This window comes from Citrobacter sp. RHBSTW-00986, from assembly GCF_013783065.1.
GTDB lineage: Bacteria > Pseudomonadota > Gammaproteobacteria > Enterobacterales > Enterobacteriaceae > Citrobacter > Citrobacter braakii.
In genome coordinates this window covers 4,612,513-4,632,379 of record NZ_CP056200.1, presented here as the reverse complement: position 1 = coordinate 4,632,379, position 19,867 = coordinate 4,612,513, and the positions used below count along the sequence as shown (strand labels likewise).

General features: G+C 51.9%; 11 protein-coding genes, 2 tRNA genes, 3 rRNA genes and 1 riboswitch. Of the genes, 13 read left to right on the top strand and 3 right to left on the bottom strand.

Going from position 1 to position 19,867, the window contains the following annotated elements; genetic code table 11:
• The first annotated feature begins 31 nt into the window (after positions 1-31).
• The gene (argH, locus tag HV345_RS22280; protein WP_016155289.1) at positions 32-1,405 is read left to right on the top strand and encodes an argininosuccinate lyase; all 1,374 of its coding nucleotides are present in this window, start codon (positions 32-34) and stop codon (positions 1,403-1,405) included.
• A 55-nt stretch (positions 1,406-1,460) separates the two neighbouring features.
• Here argH and HV345_RS22275 read toward each other — a convergent pair whose 3' ends face one another.
• On the bottom strand, positions 1,461-3,905 hold the full coding sequence (locus tag HV345_RS22275; RefSeq protein WP_181636065.1) for a glycosyl hydrolase family 18 protein: 2,445 nt from the start codon (positions 3,903-3,905) through the stop codon (positions 1,461-1,463).
• A 482-nt stretch (positions 3,906-4,387) separates the two neighbouring features.
• Here HV345_RS22275 and oxyR point away from each other — a divergent pair, with 482 nt between their 5' ends.
• Complete coding sequence (gene oxyR, locus HV345_RS22270; protein WP_003028858.1) at positions 4,388-5,305, top strand: DNA-binding transcriptional regulator OxyR; 918 nt, start codon at positions 4,388-4,390, stop codon at positions 5,303-5,305.
• On the opposite strand, the gene sthA is transcribed toward oxyR, so the two are convergent.
• Positions 5,288-6,688, bottom strand: a complete 1,401-nt coding sequence (gene sthA / locus HV345_RS22265) for a Si-specific NAD(P)(+) transhydrogenase (protein ID WP_016155291.1) — start codon at positions 6,686-6,688, stop codon at positions 5,288-5,290. The two genes, oxyR and sthA, sit on opposite strands and share 18 nt — an antisense overlap.
• 191 nt (positions 6,689-6,879) lie before the next feature.
• On the opposite strand from sthA, the gene fabR reads away from it, so the two are divergent.
• Together fabR and HV345_RS22255 are read left to right on the top strand one after the other, a co-directional pair.
• On the top strand, positions 6,880-7,515 hold the full coding sequence (gene fabR / locus HV345_RS22260) for an HTH-type transcriptional repressor FabR (protein ID WP_003028862.1): 636 nt from the start codon (positions 6,880-6,882) through the stop codon (positions 7,513-7,515).
• Between the two features lie 15 nt (positions 7,516-7,530).
• Complete coding sequence (locus HV345_RS22255; protein ID WP_016155292.1) at positions 7,531-7,890, top strand: YijD family membrane protein; 360 nt, start codon at positions 7,531-7,533, stop codon at positions 7,888-7,890.
• Between the two features lie 45 nt (positions 7,891-7,935).
• On the opposite strand, the gene trmA is transcribed toward HV345_RS22255, so the two are convergent.
• Positions 7,936-9,036 (bottom strand): tRNA (uridine(54)-C5)-methyltransferase TrmA, encoded by a 1,101-nt coding sequence (trmA, locus tag HV345_RS22250; protein ID WP_181636064.1) that lies wholly within the window; start codon positions 9,034-9,036, stop codon positions 7,936-7,938.
• Between the two features lie 115 nt (positions 9,037-9,151).
• Positions 9,152-9,339, top strand: a riboswitch (cobalamin riboswitch).
• A 64-nt stretch (positions 9,340-9,403) separates the two neighbouring features.
• Between trmA and btuB the strand changes: the two genes are divergently transcribed.
• From btuB to birA, 9 genes are all read left to right on the top strand, one after another.
• On the top strand, positions 9,404-11,242 hold the full coding sequence (gene btuB / locus HV345_RS22245) for a TonB-dependent vitamin B12 receptor BtuB (RefSeq protein ID WP_047497611.1): 1,839 nt from the start codon (positions 9,404-9,406) through the stop codon (positions 11,240-11,242).
• Positions 11,187-12,038, top strand: a complete 852-nt coding sequence (gene murI / locus HV345_RS22240) for a glutamate racemase (RefSeq protein ID WP_016157938.1) — start codon at positions 11,187-11,189, stop codon at positions 12,036-12,038. The genes btuB and murI overlap by 56 nt, the downstream gene beginning before the upstream one ends.
• A 375-nt stretch (positions 12,039-12,413) precedes the next feature.
• A 16S ribosomal RNA gene (locus HV345_RS22235) occupies positions 12,414-13,955 on the top strand.
• 71 nt (positions 13,956-14,026) lie between these two features.
• A tRNA-Ile gene (locus HV345_RS22230) sits at positions 14,027-14,103 on the top strand.
• A 108-nt stretch (positions 14,104-14,211) separates the two neighbouring features.
• Positions 14,212-14,287: transfer RNA gene (locus tag HV345_RS22225), tRNA-Ala, on the top strand.
• A gap of 208 nt (positions 14,288-14,495) precedes the next feature.
• A 23S ribosomal RNA gene (locus HV345_RS22220) occupies positions 14,496-17,402 on the top strand.
• A 98-nt stretch (positions 17,403-17,500) separates the two neighbouring features.
• A 5S ribosomal RNA gene (rrf, locus tag HV345_RS22215) occupies positions 17,501-17,616 on the top strand.
• Together the 16S, 23S and 5S rRNA genes with 2 tRNA genes alongside form the textbook arrangement of a ribosomal RNA operon.
• 250 nt (positions 17,617-17,866) lie before the next feature.
• Entirely contained in the window at positions 17,867-18,895 is a 1,029-nt protein-coding gene (gene murB, locus HV345_RS22210; protein WP_181636063.1) for a UDP-N-acetylmuramate dehydrogenase, read from the top strand.
• A complete protein-coding gene (gene birA / locus HV345_RS22205) occupies positions 18,892-19,854 on the top strand; it encodes a bifunctional biotin--[acetyl-CoA-carboxylase] ligase/biotin operon repressor BirA (protein WP_094169470.1) in 963 nt (320 codons plus the stop codon). The genes murB and birA overlap by 4 nt, the downstream gene beginning before the upstream one ends.
• Positions 19,855-19,867 lie beyond the last annotated feature (13 nt).

Sequence of the window (19,867 nt, the reverse complement as noted above, 5' to 3'; positions counted from 1 at the left end):
GTTGAAATTCAAGATATTAAGGAAGCAAGTTATGGCACTTTGGGGTGGGCGTTTTACACAGGCAGCAGATCAGCGGTTCAAACAGTTCAACGACTCGTTGCGTTTTGACTACCGCCTGGCAGAACAGGATATTGTCGGCTCTGTGGCCTGGTCTAAAGCGCTGGTAACGGTCGGCGTACTGACCGCCGATGAACAGCTGCAATTGGAAGAGGCGCTGAACACTCTGTTGGAAGAGGTTCGCGTTAATCCGCAGCAGATCCTGCAAAGCGATGCCGAAGATATTCATAGCTGGGTGGAAGGTAAGCTGATTGATAAAGTCGGCCAGCTTGGTAAAAAACTGCATACCGGACGTAGCCGTAATGACCAGGTCGCCACCGATCTTAAACTGTGGTGCAAAGACACGGTTATTGAATTACTGTCGGCCAACCGTCAGCTGCAAAGTGCGCTGGTGGTGACGGCAGAGAATAACCAGGACGCCGTTATGCCGGGTTACACCCACCTGCAACGTGCGCAGCCGGTGACGTTTGCTCATTGGTGTCTGGCCTATGTCGAAATGTTGGCGCGTGACGAGAGCCGTCTGCAGGATTCGCTCAAGCGCCTGGACGTCAGTCCACTGGGCTGCGGCGCGCTGGCGGGTACGGCATATGAAATCGATCGCGAGCAGCTGGCCGGTTGGCTGGGCTTTGCCTCGGCGACGCGTAACAGTCTGGACAGTGTTTCTGACCGTGACCACGTGTTGGAGTTACTCTCCGACGCCTCTATCGGCATGGTGCACCTGTCGCGTTTTGCTGAAGACCTGATTTTCTTTAATACCGGCGAAGCGGGCTTTGTCGAGCTGTCCGATCGTGTAACTTCGGGTTCATCTCTGATGCCGCAGAAGAAAAACCCGGATGCGCTGGAGCTGATCCGTGGCAAATGCGGTCGCGTGCAGGGTGCGCTGACCGGCATGATGATGACCTTAAAAGGTCTCCCGTTGGCATACAATAAAGATATGCAGGAAGACAAAGAAGGGCTGTTCGATGCGCTCGACACCTGGCTGGACTGTCTGCATATGGCTGCGCTGGTACTGGATGGCATTCAGGTGAAACGTCCGCGTTGTCAGGAAGCGGCGCAGCAGGGTTATGCTAACGCCACCGAGTTGGCGGATTATCTGGTAGCAAAAGGCGTCCCGTTCCGCGAAGCACACCATATTGTGGGTGAGACGGTGGTCGAGGCGATTCGTCAGGGCAAACCGCTGGAAGCGCTGTCGCTTGCTGACTTACAAAAGTTCAGTCAGGTGATTGGCGATGACGTTTATCCGATCCTCTCGTTACAATCGTGCCTGGATAAACGTGCGGCGAAAGGCGGTGTGTCGCCACAGCAGGTGGCGCAGGCGATCGACTACGCGAAGGCGCGGCTGGTGTAAAAAAAAGAACCCCGTCGCTGTGAGCTGACGGGGTTCTGACTTTATGCGAAAAGGATTATTTCAGCATATCTTTCGTAACAACCAGTTTGGCGACGGTTGCCGGATTCGGTGTAACACGTTCAACGACAATGGTTTCACCTTCGGAGATGTCTCTTTCATCAGACGTTACCGTGGTGATATCTCCTGCTGCTTTGACAGAGCTGTAATAGCATTTACCGTTGTCACAACTGAAGATGTAGTTACCGTTTTTCGCGTCGCCCATCACTTTCACGACCCACGCAGAACCGTTCGCTGCTTTCCAGCCCAGCGCTTTGGCGTCAAAATCAACAACCACATTCGGTACGCCGTTGATTTTTTTAACCGTCAACGATTTCACTTCACCGGCATCCTTGACCGGATTGTTACCTTCCTGCATATCCCTCGTCACAGTGAGCTGTGCCAGGACTTCAGGATTCGGATTGGTACGTTTAACGGTGATCACTTTTCCTGGCGCTAACATGTAGGACATGCCACCGGTCCGTACCGTGCTTTGCGTGCCGTAGTTAGAACGGTAGCTGTAGTAGACACTGTTGCCGGAGGTAGAGAAGGCATATTTACCATCCACATCTACCGAGTAACTGTTACTGCCGCTCAGCTTGCTGGTATCGAAATTTACATTGATGCGCTGCTGACCATCAAAAACATCGATATAAACCGCTTTCACATCACCGGCAAGATCGGTAGACGCTTCATCTGCGGAATTATCATGCGTAAACGGCGCAAATACCTGGCTGTATGCGTACATCGGTGCCTGCTGTGCGGTCATGCCGCTGTGCTCCGGGCTGACCTGCTTCGCCACGCCCGGCTGATCGCGCGTCATCGACCACGCGCCAATCATGCCGAGGTTGCGTTTTTTCGCGTCGTCCATCACCAGTTTCGCATCGGACAGATAGAACACTTCGCCCTGTACATCGTTGTAACCGATCATCGGGGTGGTGCCCATCATAGCGTTGATCTCTTTGTCAGATTTCTCTGGCCAGATTTTCTTCAACTGGGTGAACATGTTGTCGATGGCGGACGTGGCGCATTTACCGTGGATGTTCTGCCCTTCGGTACCGTCTGACTGGCAGACGGCATTACCGTAGTCCATGGTCATTACGTTAATACCAGCCAGCTCAACGCCGACATGGCGCGCATTTTCCAGCACATACAGACCTTCAGCCGTCAGACCGGTCGGCAGAATCGGCAGGGTGTACCAGATACCGACTTTGCGACCTTCCTCTTTCCACTGAGCCTGAACCTCTTTTACTGCCTGGTTGCGGCGATCGATGGAATCCTGATCGGCCACCCATGTGCCTTCGATGTCAAAATCCAGCACGTTCAGGTTCAGGTTATCAACAATGTCGTAGTAGAGTTTTTGCAGGTCTTTCACATTTTTACAGGCAGCCGCCAGCGGGGAGTTATTCGCTCCGCCAATGGAAACCATCACATCGCCACCGGCTTCACGCAGCGCTTTTATTTTACTGTACTGTGAGTAATCCTGCAGATTATAGGCCGTACCCCAGGTTGGGATGCACTGCTCGCCACTTTTCGCGACGACAAACGCCATGGTGAAGTGGGTAATGTTTTGCTCTTTCGCCAGTTTCGCCAGATCCGGAATGCTGTTCAGGCTAAAGTCAACGTATGGTGCATAAACGTGGGCAGGCCACGGATTCTTCGGCGTCCCTACGCGCTCTTTGGTGCCAGTCCAGTTGGTATAAATTGCCCATGGGTTTTTATCATACGGCATAACGCCTTTGACTTTCGTCTGAGCGACAAAAGGCATTCCCTTGTAGTACACCAGTTTGCCGGGTTCGTAAAGCGCAATGGAGTTGAGCTGAGGGGCATTCCTAAATTGTTCCTGGGTGAATTCGACCGTTGGGCCTAACGGTTTCCACGGGCGGCCATTGGTGCCGGTCGGGTTCTGGTTACCTGCAATGGAAGGATTTTCGCCAACGGTATAGTACAGTGCTTCATAAGACTGGCCGTCAACTTTGACCTCATCCCCTTTGTTGTAAACCTGGCTGGAACGCCAGTCGGGGACTGGCGTATAGAGTTTCCACGGATTGTCGGCACCTGGGGTAAAGGAATAAGCCGGAACAGGGATTGCCGCTTCATATATCACATCCTTATAAACGACAATATCATCTTCGGCATAATCTTTTTCGGCGCTGAAGGCGTCGTGGGCAACAGGCGTGGCGCTGCCTGCGTCACAGGTCGTTGGGTTGCCGTATTGGTCTATTTCTGCTTTTGTGGCATCGCGCACATAACCCCACGGATTATCCCAGTTTTCAGCGGACGCACCCTGTGGGCAATTATCGGCATTTACATACCAGCGGTTACTATAAACTTTACTGTCAAAAATAACTTCAATGGTGTTTCCACCTGCCTGACCGCTCCAGGCTTCCAGAGCGAATGCGTTTGCGGCGCACGACATCAGGCCTGCCGCGAGAAAATATCGCGAAATAGTATTGAGTTTCATAAAAGATTCCATTCGATAAATATTAGAAAAATATGGGTGAATGTACTCTAAATAATTAGAGTGGCGAAGAAACGAGTGTTCTTGCGATTTGCCATATATTGAATATCGCGCGGTTATTATTTATGAACCTGACAGGGCGTCAAATATATAAATGATACAAAATGTTTTTGATTATTTTAATTTAATATGGTTTTAATTTAAATAATCGGATGAGAATATGTAATTTATATTTTGTATATATTTTTTTGAATGTATTCGCGCCGGGCGCAAAAAAAATGCGGACTCAAGGTCCGCAAAAGTTCACGTTGGCTTTAGTTATTTCGAGTATGAGAGAAACTCTCAAAACGGACAGTAGCTTCAAGGGTTAAAGGGGTACCGTTCCGTTTCTGTGGTGCATTATTAAACAGAAAGCTTGATAGGGATAATCGTTCGTTGCTATTCTACCTATCGCTACGAACTATCGTGGCGATGGAGGATGAATAATGAATATTCGTGATCTTGAATACCTGGTGGCGCTAGCCGAACATCGTCACTTCCGACGAGCGGCAGACTCCTGTCACGTTAGTCAGCCAACGCTGAGCGGACAGATCCGCAAGCTGGAAGATGAGCTTGGCGTCATGCTGCTGGAGCGTACGAGTCGCAAAGTGCTGTTCACTCAGGCAGGTTTACTGCTGGTGGATCAGGCGCGCACCGTGCTGCGCGAGGTCAAAGTGCTCAAGGAGATGGCAAGCCAACAAGGCGAGACAATGTCTGGACCGCTGCATATTGGTTTGATCCCAACGGTGGGGCCGTACCTGCTGCCGCATATTATTCCTATGTTGCACCAGACCTTCCCAAAACTGGAAATGTATCTCCATGAGGCGCAGACGCATCAGCTGTTGGCGCAACTGGATAGCGGTAAGCTCGACTGCGTCATTCTGGCGCTGGTGAAAGAGAGTGAGGCGTTCATCGAAGTACCGTTATTTGATGAGCCTATGCTGCTGGCGATCTATGAAGATCACCCATGGGCAAACCGCGACTGTGTGCCGATGTCCGATCTGGCGGGTGAGAAACTGCTGATGCTAGAGGATGGCCACTGCCTGCGCGATCAGGCGATGGGCTTCTGCTTTGAAGCGGGTGCTGATGAGGATACTCATTTCCGGGCGACCAGTCTGGAAACGCTGCGTAACATGGTGGCGGCAGGTAGCGGTATTACCTTACTGCCCGCGCTGGCCGTACCGCCGGAGCGTAAGCGTGATGGCGTTGTCTATTTGCCCTGTATCAAGCCAGAACCGCGCCGTACGATTGGCCTGGTGTATCGTCCAGGTTCGCCGCTGCGCAGCCGTTATGAACAGCTGGCAGAGGCCATCCGTGGGTCAATGGATGGCCATTTCGACAGTGCGTTAAAACAGGCGGTTTAAGCCATTTAGCGCTGCTACCCGATAGGCTTCCGCCATGGTTGGGTAGTTAAAGGTGGTGTTAACGAAGTATTCGATGGTGTTACCACCACCTTTTTGCTCCATTATCGCCTGACCGATGTGAATAATTTCGGCCGCGCGTTCCCCAAAGCAGTGGATCCCCAGAATCTCTTTCGTTTCGCGATGGAACAGGATCTTCAGCGTTCCGACACTCATACCCACGATTTGCGCACGTGCCAGATGTTTAAACTGGGCGCGGCCAACCTCGTATGGAACTTTCATGGCCGTGAGCTGCTGCTCGGTTTTCCCGACGGAGCTGATTTCCGGAATGGTATAAATTCCGGTCGGGATATCTTCGATCAGATGCGCGGTAGCTTCGCCTTTTACCAATGCCTGGGCGGCAATGCGTCCCTGATCGTAGGCCGCCGATGCCAGACTCGGATAGCCGATCACATCTCCTACGGCATACACGTGCGGCAGCGCCGTCTGGTACATGCTGTTGACCTTCAACTGTCCGCGGCTGTCGGTTTTCAACCCAATATTTTCCAGCGCCAGCGAATCGGTATTACCGGTACGGCCATTGGCGTACAACAGGCAGTCGGCTTTCAGTTTCTTACCGGATTTCAGATGCATGATGACGCCGTCATCGCAACCTTCAATCTTCTCGTACTCTTCGTTGTGGCGAATGACCACACCGCTGTTCCAGAAGTGGTAAGAGAGCGAGTCGGACATCTCTTGATCGAGGAACGCAAGCAGACGATCGCGGGTGTTGATTAAATCGACTTTGACGTCCATTCCACGGAAGATCGACGCATATTCGCAGCCAATTACTCCCGCGCCATAAATCAAAACATGGCGGGGTTCATGGTGCAGGCTCAGGATAGAGTCGCTGTCATAAACCCGGGGATGGGAAAAGTCGACATCCACCGGATGATAGGGGCGTGAACCACAGGCGATGATGAACTTATCCGCGGTCAGCGTTTCCACCGTGCCGTCGTGGCATTCAAGGGCGAGTGTGTGTTCATCAACAAAACGGGCATTTCCCTGCAAAATTTCACAGTGGTTGCGCTCGTAAAATCCTTGCCGCATACGTGTTTGCTGATTAATAACGTTATCAGCGTGGTTGAGAATATCGGCGAAAGAAGAACGAAGGAGTCGGGAGTGGTCGCTGTAAAGTGGGTTCTGATTGAATTCAATAATACGGCTGACGGCGTGGCGGAGGGCTTTCGACGGGATGGTCCCCCAGTGGGTACAGCCTCCGCCGACGTTATGATAGCGCTCAATCACCGCGACGCGCGCTCCTTGCTTAACCAGACCCATTGCAGCGCCTTCGCCGCCGGGACCGGAACCTATTACTATTGCATCGTAATCGTAGGAATGTGACATGGTCAGGCTTACCTGTTCTTATACATAAAAGCAACAGAATAGTAACATCGTTGTCGGGATAACCCAATTATCGTTGTGCTTTTTTGCGAACTCGAAGCACAAACTGCGCGTAAACAATCATTCACAAAGCCATGCCAACCGCCTAATCTCTGGTATAGTGCCAGCAAGGTATGTGGAAGGATTCAGACATCGTGATGGGCGTTAGAGCGCAACAAAAAGAAAAAACCCGGCGTTCGCTGGTAGAAGCCGCATTTAGTCAACTCAGCGCTGAGCGTAGTTTTGCCAGCCTCAGTTTACGCGAAGTCGCTCGTGAAGCGGGCATTGCGCCAACCTCGTTTTATCGCCATTTCCGCGATGTGGATGAACTCGGCCTGACGATGGTGGATGAGAGTGGTTTGATGCTGCGTCAGTTGATGCGTCAGGCGCGTCAGCGTATCGCGAAGGGCGGGAGTGTGATCCGCACCTCGGTCTCAACATTTATGGAGTTCATCGGCAACAATCCCAACGCCTTCCGTTTATTATTGCGCGAGCGTTCGGGAACCTCCGCGGCGTTTCGCGCAGCGGTCGCTCGTGAAATTCAGCACTTCATTGCGGAACTTGCGGACTATCTCGAACTCGAAAACCATATGCCTCGTGCGTTTACTGAAGCGCAGGCCGAAGCCATGGTCACCATTGTGTTCAGCGCCGGGGCAGAAGCACTGGATGTTGGCGCCGAGCAGCGTCGACAGCTGGAAGAACGGCTGGTATTGCAACTGCGCATGATCGCGAAGGGCGCATTTTATTGGTACCGCCGTGAACAAGAGAAGATGACGCATCACTCCGAGTAACGAGAAGGACGAGCAATGAAACAGTCAGGTCAAGATAAAGGTACGCTGCTGCTGGCGCTGGTTGCTGGCTTATCGATCAATGGCACATTTGCGGCGCTGTTTAGCTCCATTGTGCCATTCTCAGTATTCCCAATTATTTCGCTGGTGCTGACGGTTTATTGTCTGCATCAACGCTATCAAAACCGTACCATGCCTGTGGGGTTACCGGGCCTGGCCGCCGCCTGTTTTATTCTCGGCGTTCTGTTGTACAGCACTGTGGTGCGCGCTGAATATCCGGATATTGGCTCTAACTTCTTCCCAGCTGTTCTGTCAGTGATTTTGGTGTTCTGGATCGGCTTTAAAGTGCGTAACCGTAGACAGGAAATCGTAGAGTAATATTTGTAGGCCGGGCAGGCGAAGCGCCCCCGGCCAGGACATCATTTACTTGGCGGTCAGTAATACTCCGCACTCCATATGGTGCGTATACGGGAACTGATCGAACAGAGCCAGGCGTGAAACATTGTGCGTCTGGCTTAACGTTTCCAGGTTCTTACACAATGTCTCCGGGTTACAGGAGATGTACAGAATTCGCGGGTACGCCTGCACCATTTTCTCTGTTTCGCTGTCCAGACCGCTGCGCGGTGGGTCAACGAAAATGGTTTCACACTGGTAACTCTTCAGATCGATTCCCTGCAAACGGTTGAACTCACGAACCCCGTTCATCGCCTGAGTAAACTCTTCGGCCGCCATGCGGATAATTTGTACGTTATCAATATGGTTAGCCGCTATGTTGTATTGCGCAGCAGTCACGGACGGCTTAGCGATTTCAGTGGCCAGCACGCGGTTGAAGTTTTGTGCGAGGGCTAACGAGAAATTGCCATTGCCGCAGTACAGCTCAAGCAGGTCGCCTTTTGATCCCCTGGTGACATCAATCGCCCATTCCAGCATCTGAATATTCATGGCGGCATTCGGCTGGGTGAAGCTGTTCTCAACCTGGCGGTAGATAATCTCTTTACCCGCAACCGGCAAGCGTTCGTCAATGTAATCCTGGTCCAGCTCGATTTTGGTTTTGGTTGCCCGGCCAATCAGATGCACGTTCAGGTTTTGCGCCCGTAACGCATCCCGCAGCGCTTCAGCTTCCTGACGCCATTCATCATCCAGCTTTTTATGGTACAGCATCGATACCACCGCCTGATCGCTCAGGGTAGTGAGGTAATCAATCTGGAACAGTTTGTGGCGCAGGACGTGGTTGTTGCGAACGCCGTCGATCATTGCCGTCATCAGCGTGTTGATAAGCTCGCTGGCCGCCGGGAAACTGTCGACGCGGATACGGCTTTTGGTCTGGCTGTCGAACATGATGTGGTACAGATCATCCCCGTCATGCCACAGACGAAATTCCGCGCGCATACGGTAGTGGCTGACCGGCGAGCGAAACACTTCCGGAGCCTGTGCATAAAATGGCGTCATTAAGCTCTGCAGACGCACTACTTTTTCAGCTAACTGGGCGTCGTACTGTTCTGTCGGAAGGTGTTCGGGGGTCATGATGCGTCCTGAAAAATAAAAGTACGCGGGGATTGTAGGGATTGCTCAACAGATGTCCAGTCATTGATGATTTCCGATATTGTGATGCACGGTCTGGACACCAGGTTGTAACAAACTGTAGCATCCGTTTTCCGGTCCTGTGAGTTAAAAGGGAATCCAGTGTGAATCTGGAGCTGACGCGCAGCGGTAAGGAAGGTAGGAGATGATCGCACCTGGTGCAGACACTGCGGCTTGCCGTGGGAAGTCATCATCTCTTTAAGTTGCCTCCAAGCCCGAAGACCTGCCGGCTAACGTCGCATCTGGTTTTCATCATCGCGTACTATCGGTGGGACCTGCGGCATCCTTCTTATATTGTGGATGCTTTACAATGATTAAAAAATCGTTGCTGTGCACGGCGCTGTCCGTCACAGCATTTTCGGGTTGGGCGCAGGACACTAGCCCAGATACTCTCGTCGTCACTGCCAACCGTTTTCAGCAGCCTCGTAGCGCTGTGCTTGCCCCTATCACCGTTGTTACGCGTCAGGATATCGATCGCTGGCAATCCACTTCCGTCAATGATGTGCTTCGTCGCCTGCCGGGCGTGGATATCGCCCAATACGGTGGTATGGGACAAAATTCGTCTATTTCTATTCGCGGTACCAACGCCAGCCATGTGCTGGTGTTGATTGACGGCGTGCGTCTGAACCTGGCAGGGGTTAGCGGCGCAGCCGATCTTAGCCAGTTCCCAGTCTCGTTAGTGCAACGTATCGAATACATTCGTGGGCCGCGTTCGGCGGTTTATGGTTCTGATGCGATTGGCGGTGTGGTGAATATCATTACCACGCGTGAAAAGCCGGGGACGGAACTCACTGCCGGTGTGGGGAGCAATGGGTATCAGAATTATGATGTCTCAACCCAACAACAGCTTGGCGAAAATACGCGCGTCACATTAATGGGCGATTATGCCTATACCAAAGGTTTTGATGTTGTCGCATACGGTAGCACTGGCTCTCAGGCTCAGCCCGACAAAGACGGTTTCTTAAGTAAGACGCTGTATGGCGCGCTGGAACATAACTTTTCCGATACATGGAGCGGGTTTGTTCGCGGCTACGGCTATGATAACCGAACAGATTATGACGCGTATTATTATCCTGGGACGCCGTTAGTGGATACCCGTCAGCTCTATAGCCAAAGCTGGGATGCTGGGCTGCGCTTTAATGGCGAGCTTATCCAGTCACAACTGGTTTCCAGCTATAGCCATAGTAAAGATTACAACTATGATCCGGATTATGGCCGCTATGACTCCTCGGCCACACTGGATGATATGAAGCAATATAATGTTCAGTGGTCCAACAGTATGGTGCTTGGTCACGGTAATGTAGGCGCAGGCGTTGACTGGCAAAAGCAAACCACGACGCCTGGCACCGGGTATGTCACGGACGGTTACGATCAGCGTAATACGGGTCTCTACCTGACCGGGTTGCAGCAACTGGGCGACTTTACCTTTGAAGGTGCGGCGCGCAGTGATGATAACTCCGAGTTTGGCCGTCATGGCACATGGCAAACCAGCGCCGGATGGGAGTTTATTGAAGGCTATCGCTTTATTGCGTCCTACGGTACATCTTACAAAGCGCCTAATCTCGGACAGTTGCATGGTTATTACGGCAATTCGAACCTGGATCCTGAACAAAGTAAGCAATGGGAAGGGGCGTTTGAAGGCTTAACGGCGGGCGTGAACTGGCGTGTATCCGGATATCGTAATGATATCGATGACATGATCGATTACGACCCGCATACCGAGAAATACTTTAACGAAGGTAAAGTTCGTATTAAAGGTGTGGAAGCGACCGCAAACTTTGATACCGGGCCGTTGGCACATACGCTGAGCTACGATTATGTCGATTCGCGCAATGCGATTACGGACAAGCCGCTCGCACGCCGTTCTAAAAACCAGGTGAAGTACCAGCTCGACTGGCAGGTTTATGATTTTGACTGGGGCCTGACGTATCATTACCTGGGAACTCGTTATGACACTGACTACGTAACCTACCAGCCGGTAAAAATGGGTGGGGTTAGCCTGTGGGATCTTGGCGTGTCATATCCAATCACCTCACAGCTGACAGTTCGTGGTAAAATCGCCAACCTGTTCGATAAAGATTACGAGACAGTTTATGGCTACGCAACTGCAGGACGGGAATACACCTTGTCTGGCAGCTACACTTTCTGATCCGCGTCCCACCGTGCTGGTGTTTGATTCCGGTGTCGGTGGGTTGTCGGTCTATGACGAGATCCGGCGTCTTCTGCCGGATCTCCACTATATATACGCTTTCGACAACGTCGCCTTTCCTTATGGAGAGAAGAGCGAGGAGTTTATCGTCGAACGTGTTGTTGAGATTGTGACTGCGGTCCAGCAGCGCTATCCCCTCTCTCTTGCGGTCATCGCGTGTAATACAGCAAGCACGGTATCGCTCCCTGCATTACGTGAGAAATTTGCCTTTCCGGTTGTGGGCGTGGTGCCTGCTATTAAACCGGCGGCGCGACTCACGGCGAATGGTGTGGTGGGACTGCTGGCTACGCGTGCAACGGTGAAGCGTTCATATACCCATGAGTTGATTGCACGGTTTGCTAACGAATGTCAGATAGCGATGCTGGGTTCCGCTGAACTGGTGGAACTGGCGGAAGCGAAGCTGCACGGTGAAACCGTTTCTCTGGAAGAACTGCGTCGTGTCCTGCGCCCTTGGCTGCGGATGTCGGAACCACCTGACACGGTGGTGCTCGGATGCACCCATTTCCCTCTATTACGGGAAGAACTTTTACAGGTCCTGCCTGAGGGGACGCGGCTGGTGGATTCTGGTGCCGCGATTGCGCGTCGTACGGCCTGGTTATTAGAACATGAAGCGCCAGACGCGAAATCAACTGATGAGAATGTCGCATTCTGCATGGCAATGACGGCAGAAGCCGAACAATTATTGCCCGTGCTGCAGCGTTATGGCTTTAAGACGCTCGAAAAACTGGCTGTTTAGTCTGTTTTGGTGGAAAAATAAGCACTCGGAGGATTATTTTAAATTTCCCCTTGTCAGCCTGAAATAACTCCCTATAATGCGCCTCCACTGACACGGAACAACGGATTACAAACCGCCGGGTCAGCGGGGTTCCACTGAGAATCTCGCAGAGAAAAGCAAAAATAAATGCTTGACTCTGAATGAGGAAAACGTAATATACGGGACCTCGCGACAGAGCGCTAAAGCGCGTCGCAACTGCTCTTTAACAATTTATCAGACAATCTGTGTGGGCACTCGAAGATACGGATTCTTAACGTAGCAAGACGAAAAATGAATACCAAGTCTCTGAGTGAACACGTAATTCATTACGAAGTTTAATTCACGAGCATCAAACTTAAATTGAAGAGTTTGATCATGGCTCAGATTGAACGCTGGCGGCAGGCCTAACACATGCAAGTCGAACGGTAGCACAGAGGAGCTTGCTCCTTGGGTGACGAGTGGCGGACGGGTGAGTAATGTCTGGGAAACTGCCCGATGGAGGGGGATAACTACTGGAAACGGTAGCTAATACCGCATAACGTCGCAAGACCAAAGAGGGGGACCTTCGGGCCTCTTGCCATCGGATGTGCCCAGATGGGATTAGCTAGTAGGTGGGGTAACGGCTCACCTAGGCGACGATCCCTAGCTGGTCTGAGAGGATGACCAGCCACACTGGAACTGAGACACGGTCCAGACTCCTACGGGAGGCAGCAGTGGGGAATATTGCACAATGGGCGCAAGCCTGATGCAGCCATGCCGCGTGTATGAAGAAGGCCTTCGGGTTGTAAAGTACTTTCAGCGAGGAGGAAGGTGTTGTGGTTAATAACTACAGCAATTGACGTTACTCGCAGAAGAAGCACCGGCTAACTCCGTGCCAGCAGCCGCGGTAATACGGAGGGTGCAAGCGTTAATCGGAATTACTGGGCGTAAAGCGCACGCAGGCGGTCTGTCAAGTCGGATGTGAAATCCCCGGGCTCAACCTGGGAACTGCATCCGAAACTGGCAGGCTAGAGTCTTGTAGAGGGGGGTAGAATTCCAGGTGTAGCGGTGAAATGCGTAGAGATCTGGAGGAATACCGGTGGCGAAGGCGGCCCCCTGGACAAAGACTGACGCTCAGGTGCGAAAGCGTGGGGAGCAAACAGGATTAGATACCCTGGTAGTCCACGCCGTAAACGATGTCGACTTGGAGGTTGTGCCCTTGAGGCGTGGCTTCCGGAGCTAACGCGTTAAGTCGACCGCCTGGGGAGTACGGCCGCAAGGTTAAAACTCAAATGAATTGACGGGGGCCCGCACAAGCGGTGGAGCATGTGGTTTAATTCGATGCAACGCGAAGAACCTTACCTACTCTTGACATCCAGAGAACTTAGCAGAGATGCTTTGGTGCCTTCGGGAACTCTGAGACAGGTGCTGCATGGCTGTCGTCAGCTCGTGTTGTGAAATGTTGGGTTAAGTCCCGCAACGAGCGCAACCCTTATCCTTTGTTGCCAGCGATTCGGTCGGGAACTCAAAGGAGACTGCCAGTGATAAACTGGAGGAAGGTGGGGATGACGTCAAGTCATCATGGCCCTTACGAGTAGGGCTACACACGTGCTACAATGGCATATACAAAGAGAAGCGACCTCGCGAGAGCAAGCGGACCTCATAAAGTATGTCGTAGTCCGGATTGGAGTCTGCAACTCGACTCCATGAAGTCGGAATCGCTAGTAATCGTGGATCAGAATGCCACGGTGAATACGTTCCCGGGCCTTGTACACACCGCCCGTCACACCATGGGAGTGGGTTGCAAAAGAAGTAGGTAGCTTAACCTTCGGGAGGGCGCTTACCACTTTGTGATTCATGACTGGGGTGAAGTCGTAACAAGGTAACCGTAGGGGAACCTGCGGTTGGATCACCTCCTTACCTTAAAGAAACGTTCTTTGTAGTGCTCACACAGATTGTCTGATGAAAATTAGCAGTAAGAAAATCTCTGCAGGCTTGTAGCTCAGGTGGTTAGAGCGCACCCCTGATAAGGGTGAGGTCGGTGGTTCAAGTCCACTCAGGCCTACCAAATTCGCCTCCGTGCTGTGTTACGGCGATGCTCGCATACTTCAGTATGCTTCGCACCACCGCGCCTTGCCCGGAAACGAATTAGGGTACAGAGATTAGCATTTACGATGGGGCTATAGCTCAGCTGGGAGAGCGCCTGCTTTGCACGCAGGAGGTCTGCGGTTCGATCCCGCATAGCTCCACCATCCTTTACTGCAAAAAAACAAGAAAACTTCAGAGTGTACCTGAAAAGGTTCACTGCGAAGTTTTGCTCTTTAAAAATCTGGATCAAGCTGAAAATTGAAACGACACACTGTTTCATTTCTCCGTAAACAAGAAATGAAAAGCGGTGTGTTCGAGTCTCTCAAATTTTCGCAATACTGAAGTGTTTTACGAAACATCTTCGGGTTGTGAGGTTAAGCGACTAAGCGTACACGGTGGATGCCCTGGCAGTCAGAGGCGATGAAGGACGTGCTAATCTGCGATAAGCGTCGGTAAGGTGATATGAACCGTTATAACCGGCGATTTCCGAATGGGGAAACCCAGTGTGATTCGTCACACTATCATTACGTGAATACATAGCGTAATGAAGCGAACCGGGGGAACTGAAACATCTAAGTACCCCGAGGAAAAGAAATCAACCGAGATTCCCCCAGTAGCGGCGAGCGAACGGGGAGCAGCCCAGAGTCTGAATCAGCATGTGTGGTAGTGGAACGGTCTGGAAAGTCCGGCGATACAGGGTGACAGCCCCGTACACAAAAGTGCATATGTTGTGAACTCGAAGAGTAGGGCGGGACACGTGGTATCCTGTCTGAATATGGGGGGACCATCCTCCAAGGCTAAATACTCCTGACTGACCGATAGTGAACCAGTACCGTGAGGGAAAGGCGAAAAGAACCCCGGCGAGGGGAGTGAAAAAGAACCTGAAACCGTGTACGTACAAGCAGTGGGAGCCTCTTTATGGGGTGACTGCGTACCTTTTGTATAATGGGTCAGCGACTTATATTCTGTAGCAAGGTTAACCGAATAGGGGAGCCGAAGGGAAACCGAGTCTTAACTGGGCGTTAAGTTGCAGGGTATAGACCCGAAACCCGGTGATCTAGCCATGGGCAGGTTGAAGGTTGGGTAACACTAACTGGAGGACCGAACCGACTAATGTTGAAAAATTAGCGGATGACTTGTGGCTGGGGGTGAAAGGCCAATCAAACCGGGAGATAGCTGGTTCTCCCCGAAAGCTATTTAGGTAGCGCCTCGTGAACTCATCTTCGGGGGTAGAGCACTGTTTCGGCTAGGGGGTCATCCCGACTTACCAACCCGATGCAAACTGCGAATACCGAAGAATGTTATCACGGGAGACACACGGCGGGTGCTAACGTCCGTCGTGAAGAGGGAAACAACCCAGACCGCCAGCTAAGGTCCCAAAGTCATGGTTAAGTGGGAAACGATGTGGGAAGGCACAGACAGCCAGGATGTTGGCTTAGAAGCAGCCATCATTTAAAGAAAGCGTAATAGCTCACTGGTCGAGTCGGCCTGCGCGGAAGATGTAACGGGGCTAAACCATGCACCGAAGCTGCGGCAGCGACACTATGTGTTGTTGGGTAGGGGAGCGTTCTGTAAGCCGTTGAAGGTGTGCTGTGAGGCATGCTGGAGGTATCAGAAGTGCGAATGCTGACATAAGTAACGATAATGCGGGTGAAAAACCCGCACGCCGGAAGACCAAGGGTTCCTGTCCAACGTTAATCGGGGCAGGGTGAGTCGACCCCTAAGGCGAGGCCGAAAGGCGTAGTCGATGGGAAACAGGTTAATATTCCTGTACTTGGTGTTACTGCGAAGGGGGGACGGAGAAGGCTATGTTAGCCGGGCGACGGTTGTCCCGGTTTAAGCATGTAGGCGGAGATTCCAGGTAAATCCGGAGTCTTGCTAACGCTGAGGTGTGATGACGAGGCACTACGGTGCTGAAGTAACAAATGCCCTGCTTCCAGGAAAAGCCTCTAAGCATCAGGTAACACGAAATCGTACCCCAAACCGACACAGGTGGTCAGGTAGAGAATACCAAGGCGCTTGAGAGAACTCGGGTGAAGGAACTAGGCAAAATGGTGCCGTAACTTCGGGAGAAGGCACGCTGATATGTAGGTGAAGTGATTTACTCATGGAGCTGAAATCAGTCGAAGATACCAGCTGGCTGCAACTGTTTATTAAAAACACAGCACTGTGCAAACACGAAAGTGGACGTATACGGTGTGACGCCTGCCCGGTGCCGGAAGGTTAATTGATGGGGTTATCCGTAAGGAGAAGCTCTTGATCGAAGCCCCGGTAAACGGCGGCCGTAACTATAACGGTCCTAAGGTAGCGAAATTCCTTGTCGGGTAAGTTCCGACCTGCACGAATGGCGTAATGATGGCCAGGCTGTCTCCACCCGAGACTCAGTGAAATTGAACTCGCTGTGAAGATGCAGTGTACCCGCGGCAAGACGGAAAGACCCCGTGAACCTTTACTATAGCTTGACACTGAACACTGGTCCTTGATGTGTAGGATAGGTGGGAGGCTTTGAAGTGTGGACGCCAGTCTGCATGGAGCCAACCTTGAAATACCACCCTTTAATGGCTGGTGTTCTAACGTAGACCCGTGATCCGGGTTGCGGACAGTGTCTGGTGGGTAGTTTGACTGGGGCGGTCTCCTCCTAAAGAGTAACGGAGGAGCACGAAGGTTAGCTAATCCTGGTCGGACATCAGGAGGTTAGTGCAAAGGCATAAGCTAGCTTGACTGCGAGAGTGACGGCTCGAGCAGGTGCGAAAGCAGGTCTTAGTGATCCGGTGGTTCTGAATGGAAGGGCCATCGCTCAACGGATAAAAGGTACTCCGGGGATAACAGGCTGATACCGCCCAAGAGTTCATATCGACGGCGGTGTTTGGCACCTCGATGTCGGCTCATCACATCCTGGGGCTGAAGTAGGTCCCAAGGGTATGGCTGTTCGCCATTTAAAGTGGTACGCGAGCTGGGTTTAGAACGTCGTGAGACAGTTCGGTCCCTATCTGCCGTGGGCGCTGGAGAATTGAGGGGGGCTGCTCCTAGTACGAGAGGACCGGAGTGGACGCATCACTGGTGTTCGGGTTGTCATGCCAATGGCATTGCCCGGTAGCTAAATGCGGAAGAGATAAGTGCTGAAAGCATCTAAGCACGAAACTTGCCCCGAGATGAGTTCTCCCTGACCCTTTAAGGGTCCTGAAGGAACGTTGAAGACGACGACGTTGATAGGTCGGGTGTGTAAGCGTAGCGATACGTTGAGCTAACCGATACTAATGAACCGTGAGGCTTAACCTTACAACGCCGAAGGTGTTTTGGCGAAAGAGACATCGAAATTCAGCTTGATTACAGATTACATCGACAGGCCCGAGAGGTGTGTTGATAAACAGAATTTGCCTGGCGGCTGTAGCGCGGCGGTCCCACCTGACCCCATGCCGAACTCAGAAGTGAAACGCCGTAGCGCCGATGGTAGTGTGGGGTCTCCCCATGCGAGAGTAGGGAACTGCCAGGCATCAAACAAGTGAAAAAGCCCATCCTGCCGGATGGGCTTTTTTGCGTCTGCAGGGATGAAAATCGCCGGATGCGGCGTGCCGCCTTATCCGGCCGGCGTCTGTTATTACCGGATACGGTGCCTGTAAACCTTATTCTGCCTGTGATTGCAGCCTCATCGGTTGCAAAGCAACATCCTAAGCTTCCATAACACAAGCCATCCTGCTGCATATACGGTAAACTAAGCGCGATTTTGCATCAGGAAAGCGTCTATGAATCACTCCCTTAAAGCCTGGAACACCTTCGGTATCGATCAACACGCTAATGTGCTTGTCTGTGTCGAAAATGAGCAACAACTACTAAATGCCTGGCAATCAGCCAATGCATCACATCATCCAGTGCTAATCCTGGGCGAAGGGAGTAACGTCCTGTTTCTTGATGCCTTCCATGGAACGGTGATCGTCAACCGTATCAAGGGAATAGCGATTACAGAACAACCTGATGCGTGGCATTTGCACGTAGGCGCGGGTGAAAACTGGCATCATCTGGTAGAGCATACGCTGCAGCAAAGCATGCCCGGGCTGGAAAATCTGGCGCTGATCCCCGGCTGCGTGGGTTCATCGCCAATCCAGAATATTGGTGCCTATGGCGTAGAACTGCGGCGCGTCTGCGAATACGTGGACTGCGTAGAGCTTTCGACCGGCAAACATCTGCGCGTTAGCGCCGCAGAATGCCGATTTGGTTACCGTGACAGTATCTTCAAACATGAGTACCAGGATCGTTTTGCGATTGTAGCTGTTGGTCTGCGCTTACCTAAACAGTGGCAACCCGTTCTCACTTACGGTGACCTGACGCGTCTTGATCCTGCCACGGTAACGCCTCGACAGGTTTTTGATTCTGTTTGCCATATGCGCACCACAAAACTGCCCGATCCAAAAGTAAACGGGAATGCGGGGAGCTTCTTTAAAAACCCGGTTGTCACCGCGGACATTGCGCAGGAGCTCCTGGCGAAATTCCCGACTGCACCTCATTACCCGCAGGCTGATGGCTCTGTGAAACTGGCTGCTGGCTGGCTTATCGATCAATGTCAGCTAAAAGGCATGCGCATTGGTGGTGCAGCGGTACATCAGCAGCAGGCACTGGTGCTGATCAATGCAGGCCATGCTACGAGTCAGGATGTGGTGCAACTGGCGCATCACGTACGCCAAAAAGTCGGTGAGAAATTCAATGTCTGGCTTGAGCCGGAAGTCCGGTTTATTGGCCCACAGGGTGAAGTGAATGCCGTGGAGATCGTTGCATGAAGGATAATACCATCCCCCTGACGCTTATTTCATTATTATCCGATGGCGAATTTCACTCTGGTGAGCAACTCGGTGAAAAGCTGGGAATGAGCCGTGCGGCAATCAATAAACATGTCCAGACGCTACGTGACTGGGGTGTTGATGTATTTACTGTCCCTGGTAAAGGATACAGCTTACCTGAACCTATCCAGCTATTAGATTCATCACTTATTTATTCTCAGCTGGATGGCGGGAATATAACGGTCCTGCCGGTTATCGACTCAACCAATCAGTACCTTATGGATCGAATTGGTCAACTGGAGTCAGGGGATGCCTGCGTAGCTGAGTATCAGCAGGCCGGTCGTGGTCGTCGTGGACGTAAATGGTTCTCTCCCTTTGGCGCCAATCTGTACCTTTCAATGTTCTGGCGACTGGAACAAGGACCGGCAGCCGCGATTGGCCTGAGCTTGGTGATTGGTATTGTCATGGCTGAGGTTTTACGCGATCTGGGCGCGGATAAAGTGCGTGTTAAATGGCCCAACGACCTCTATTTGCTCGACCGTAAACTGGCAGGGATCCTGGTTGAACTCACCGGAAAAACGGGCGATGCCGCACAGATTGTTATTGGGGCGGGTATAAACATGTCCATGCGTCGGGTTGAGGAGAATGTGGTTAATCAAGGCTGGATTAATCTGCAGGAAGCGGGTATTACCATTGACCGCAATACTCTGGCTGCCCGACTGATCCGCGAGCTGCGCGCTGCCCTGGTACTGTTTGAGCATGAGGGCTTGGCGCCGTATTTGTCCCGCTGGAGGGTGCTGGATAACTTTATCGACCGCCCTGTTAAACTCATTATTGGTGATAAAGAAATATTTGGCGTATCTCGTGGAATAGATGCGCAGGGTGCATTACTACTCGAACAAAATGGCGTGATAAAACCCTGGATGGGTGGGGAAATATCGCTTAGAAGCGCTGAATAATAAGAAGGGGAGC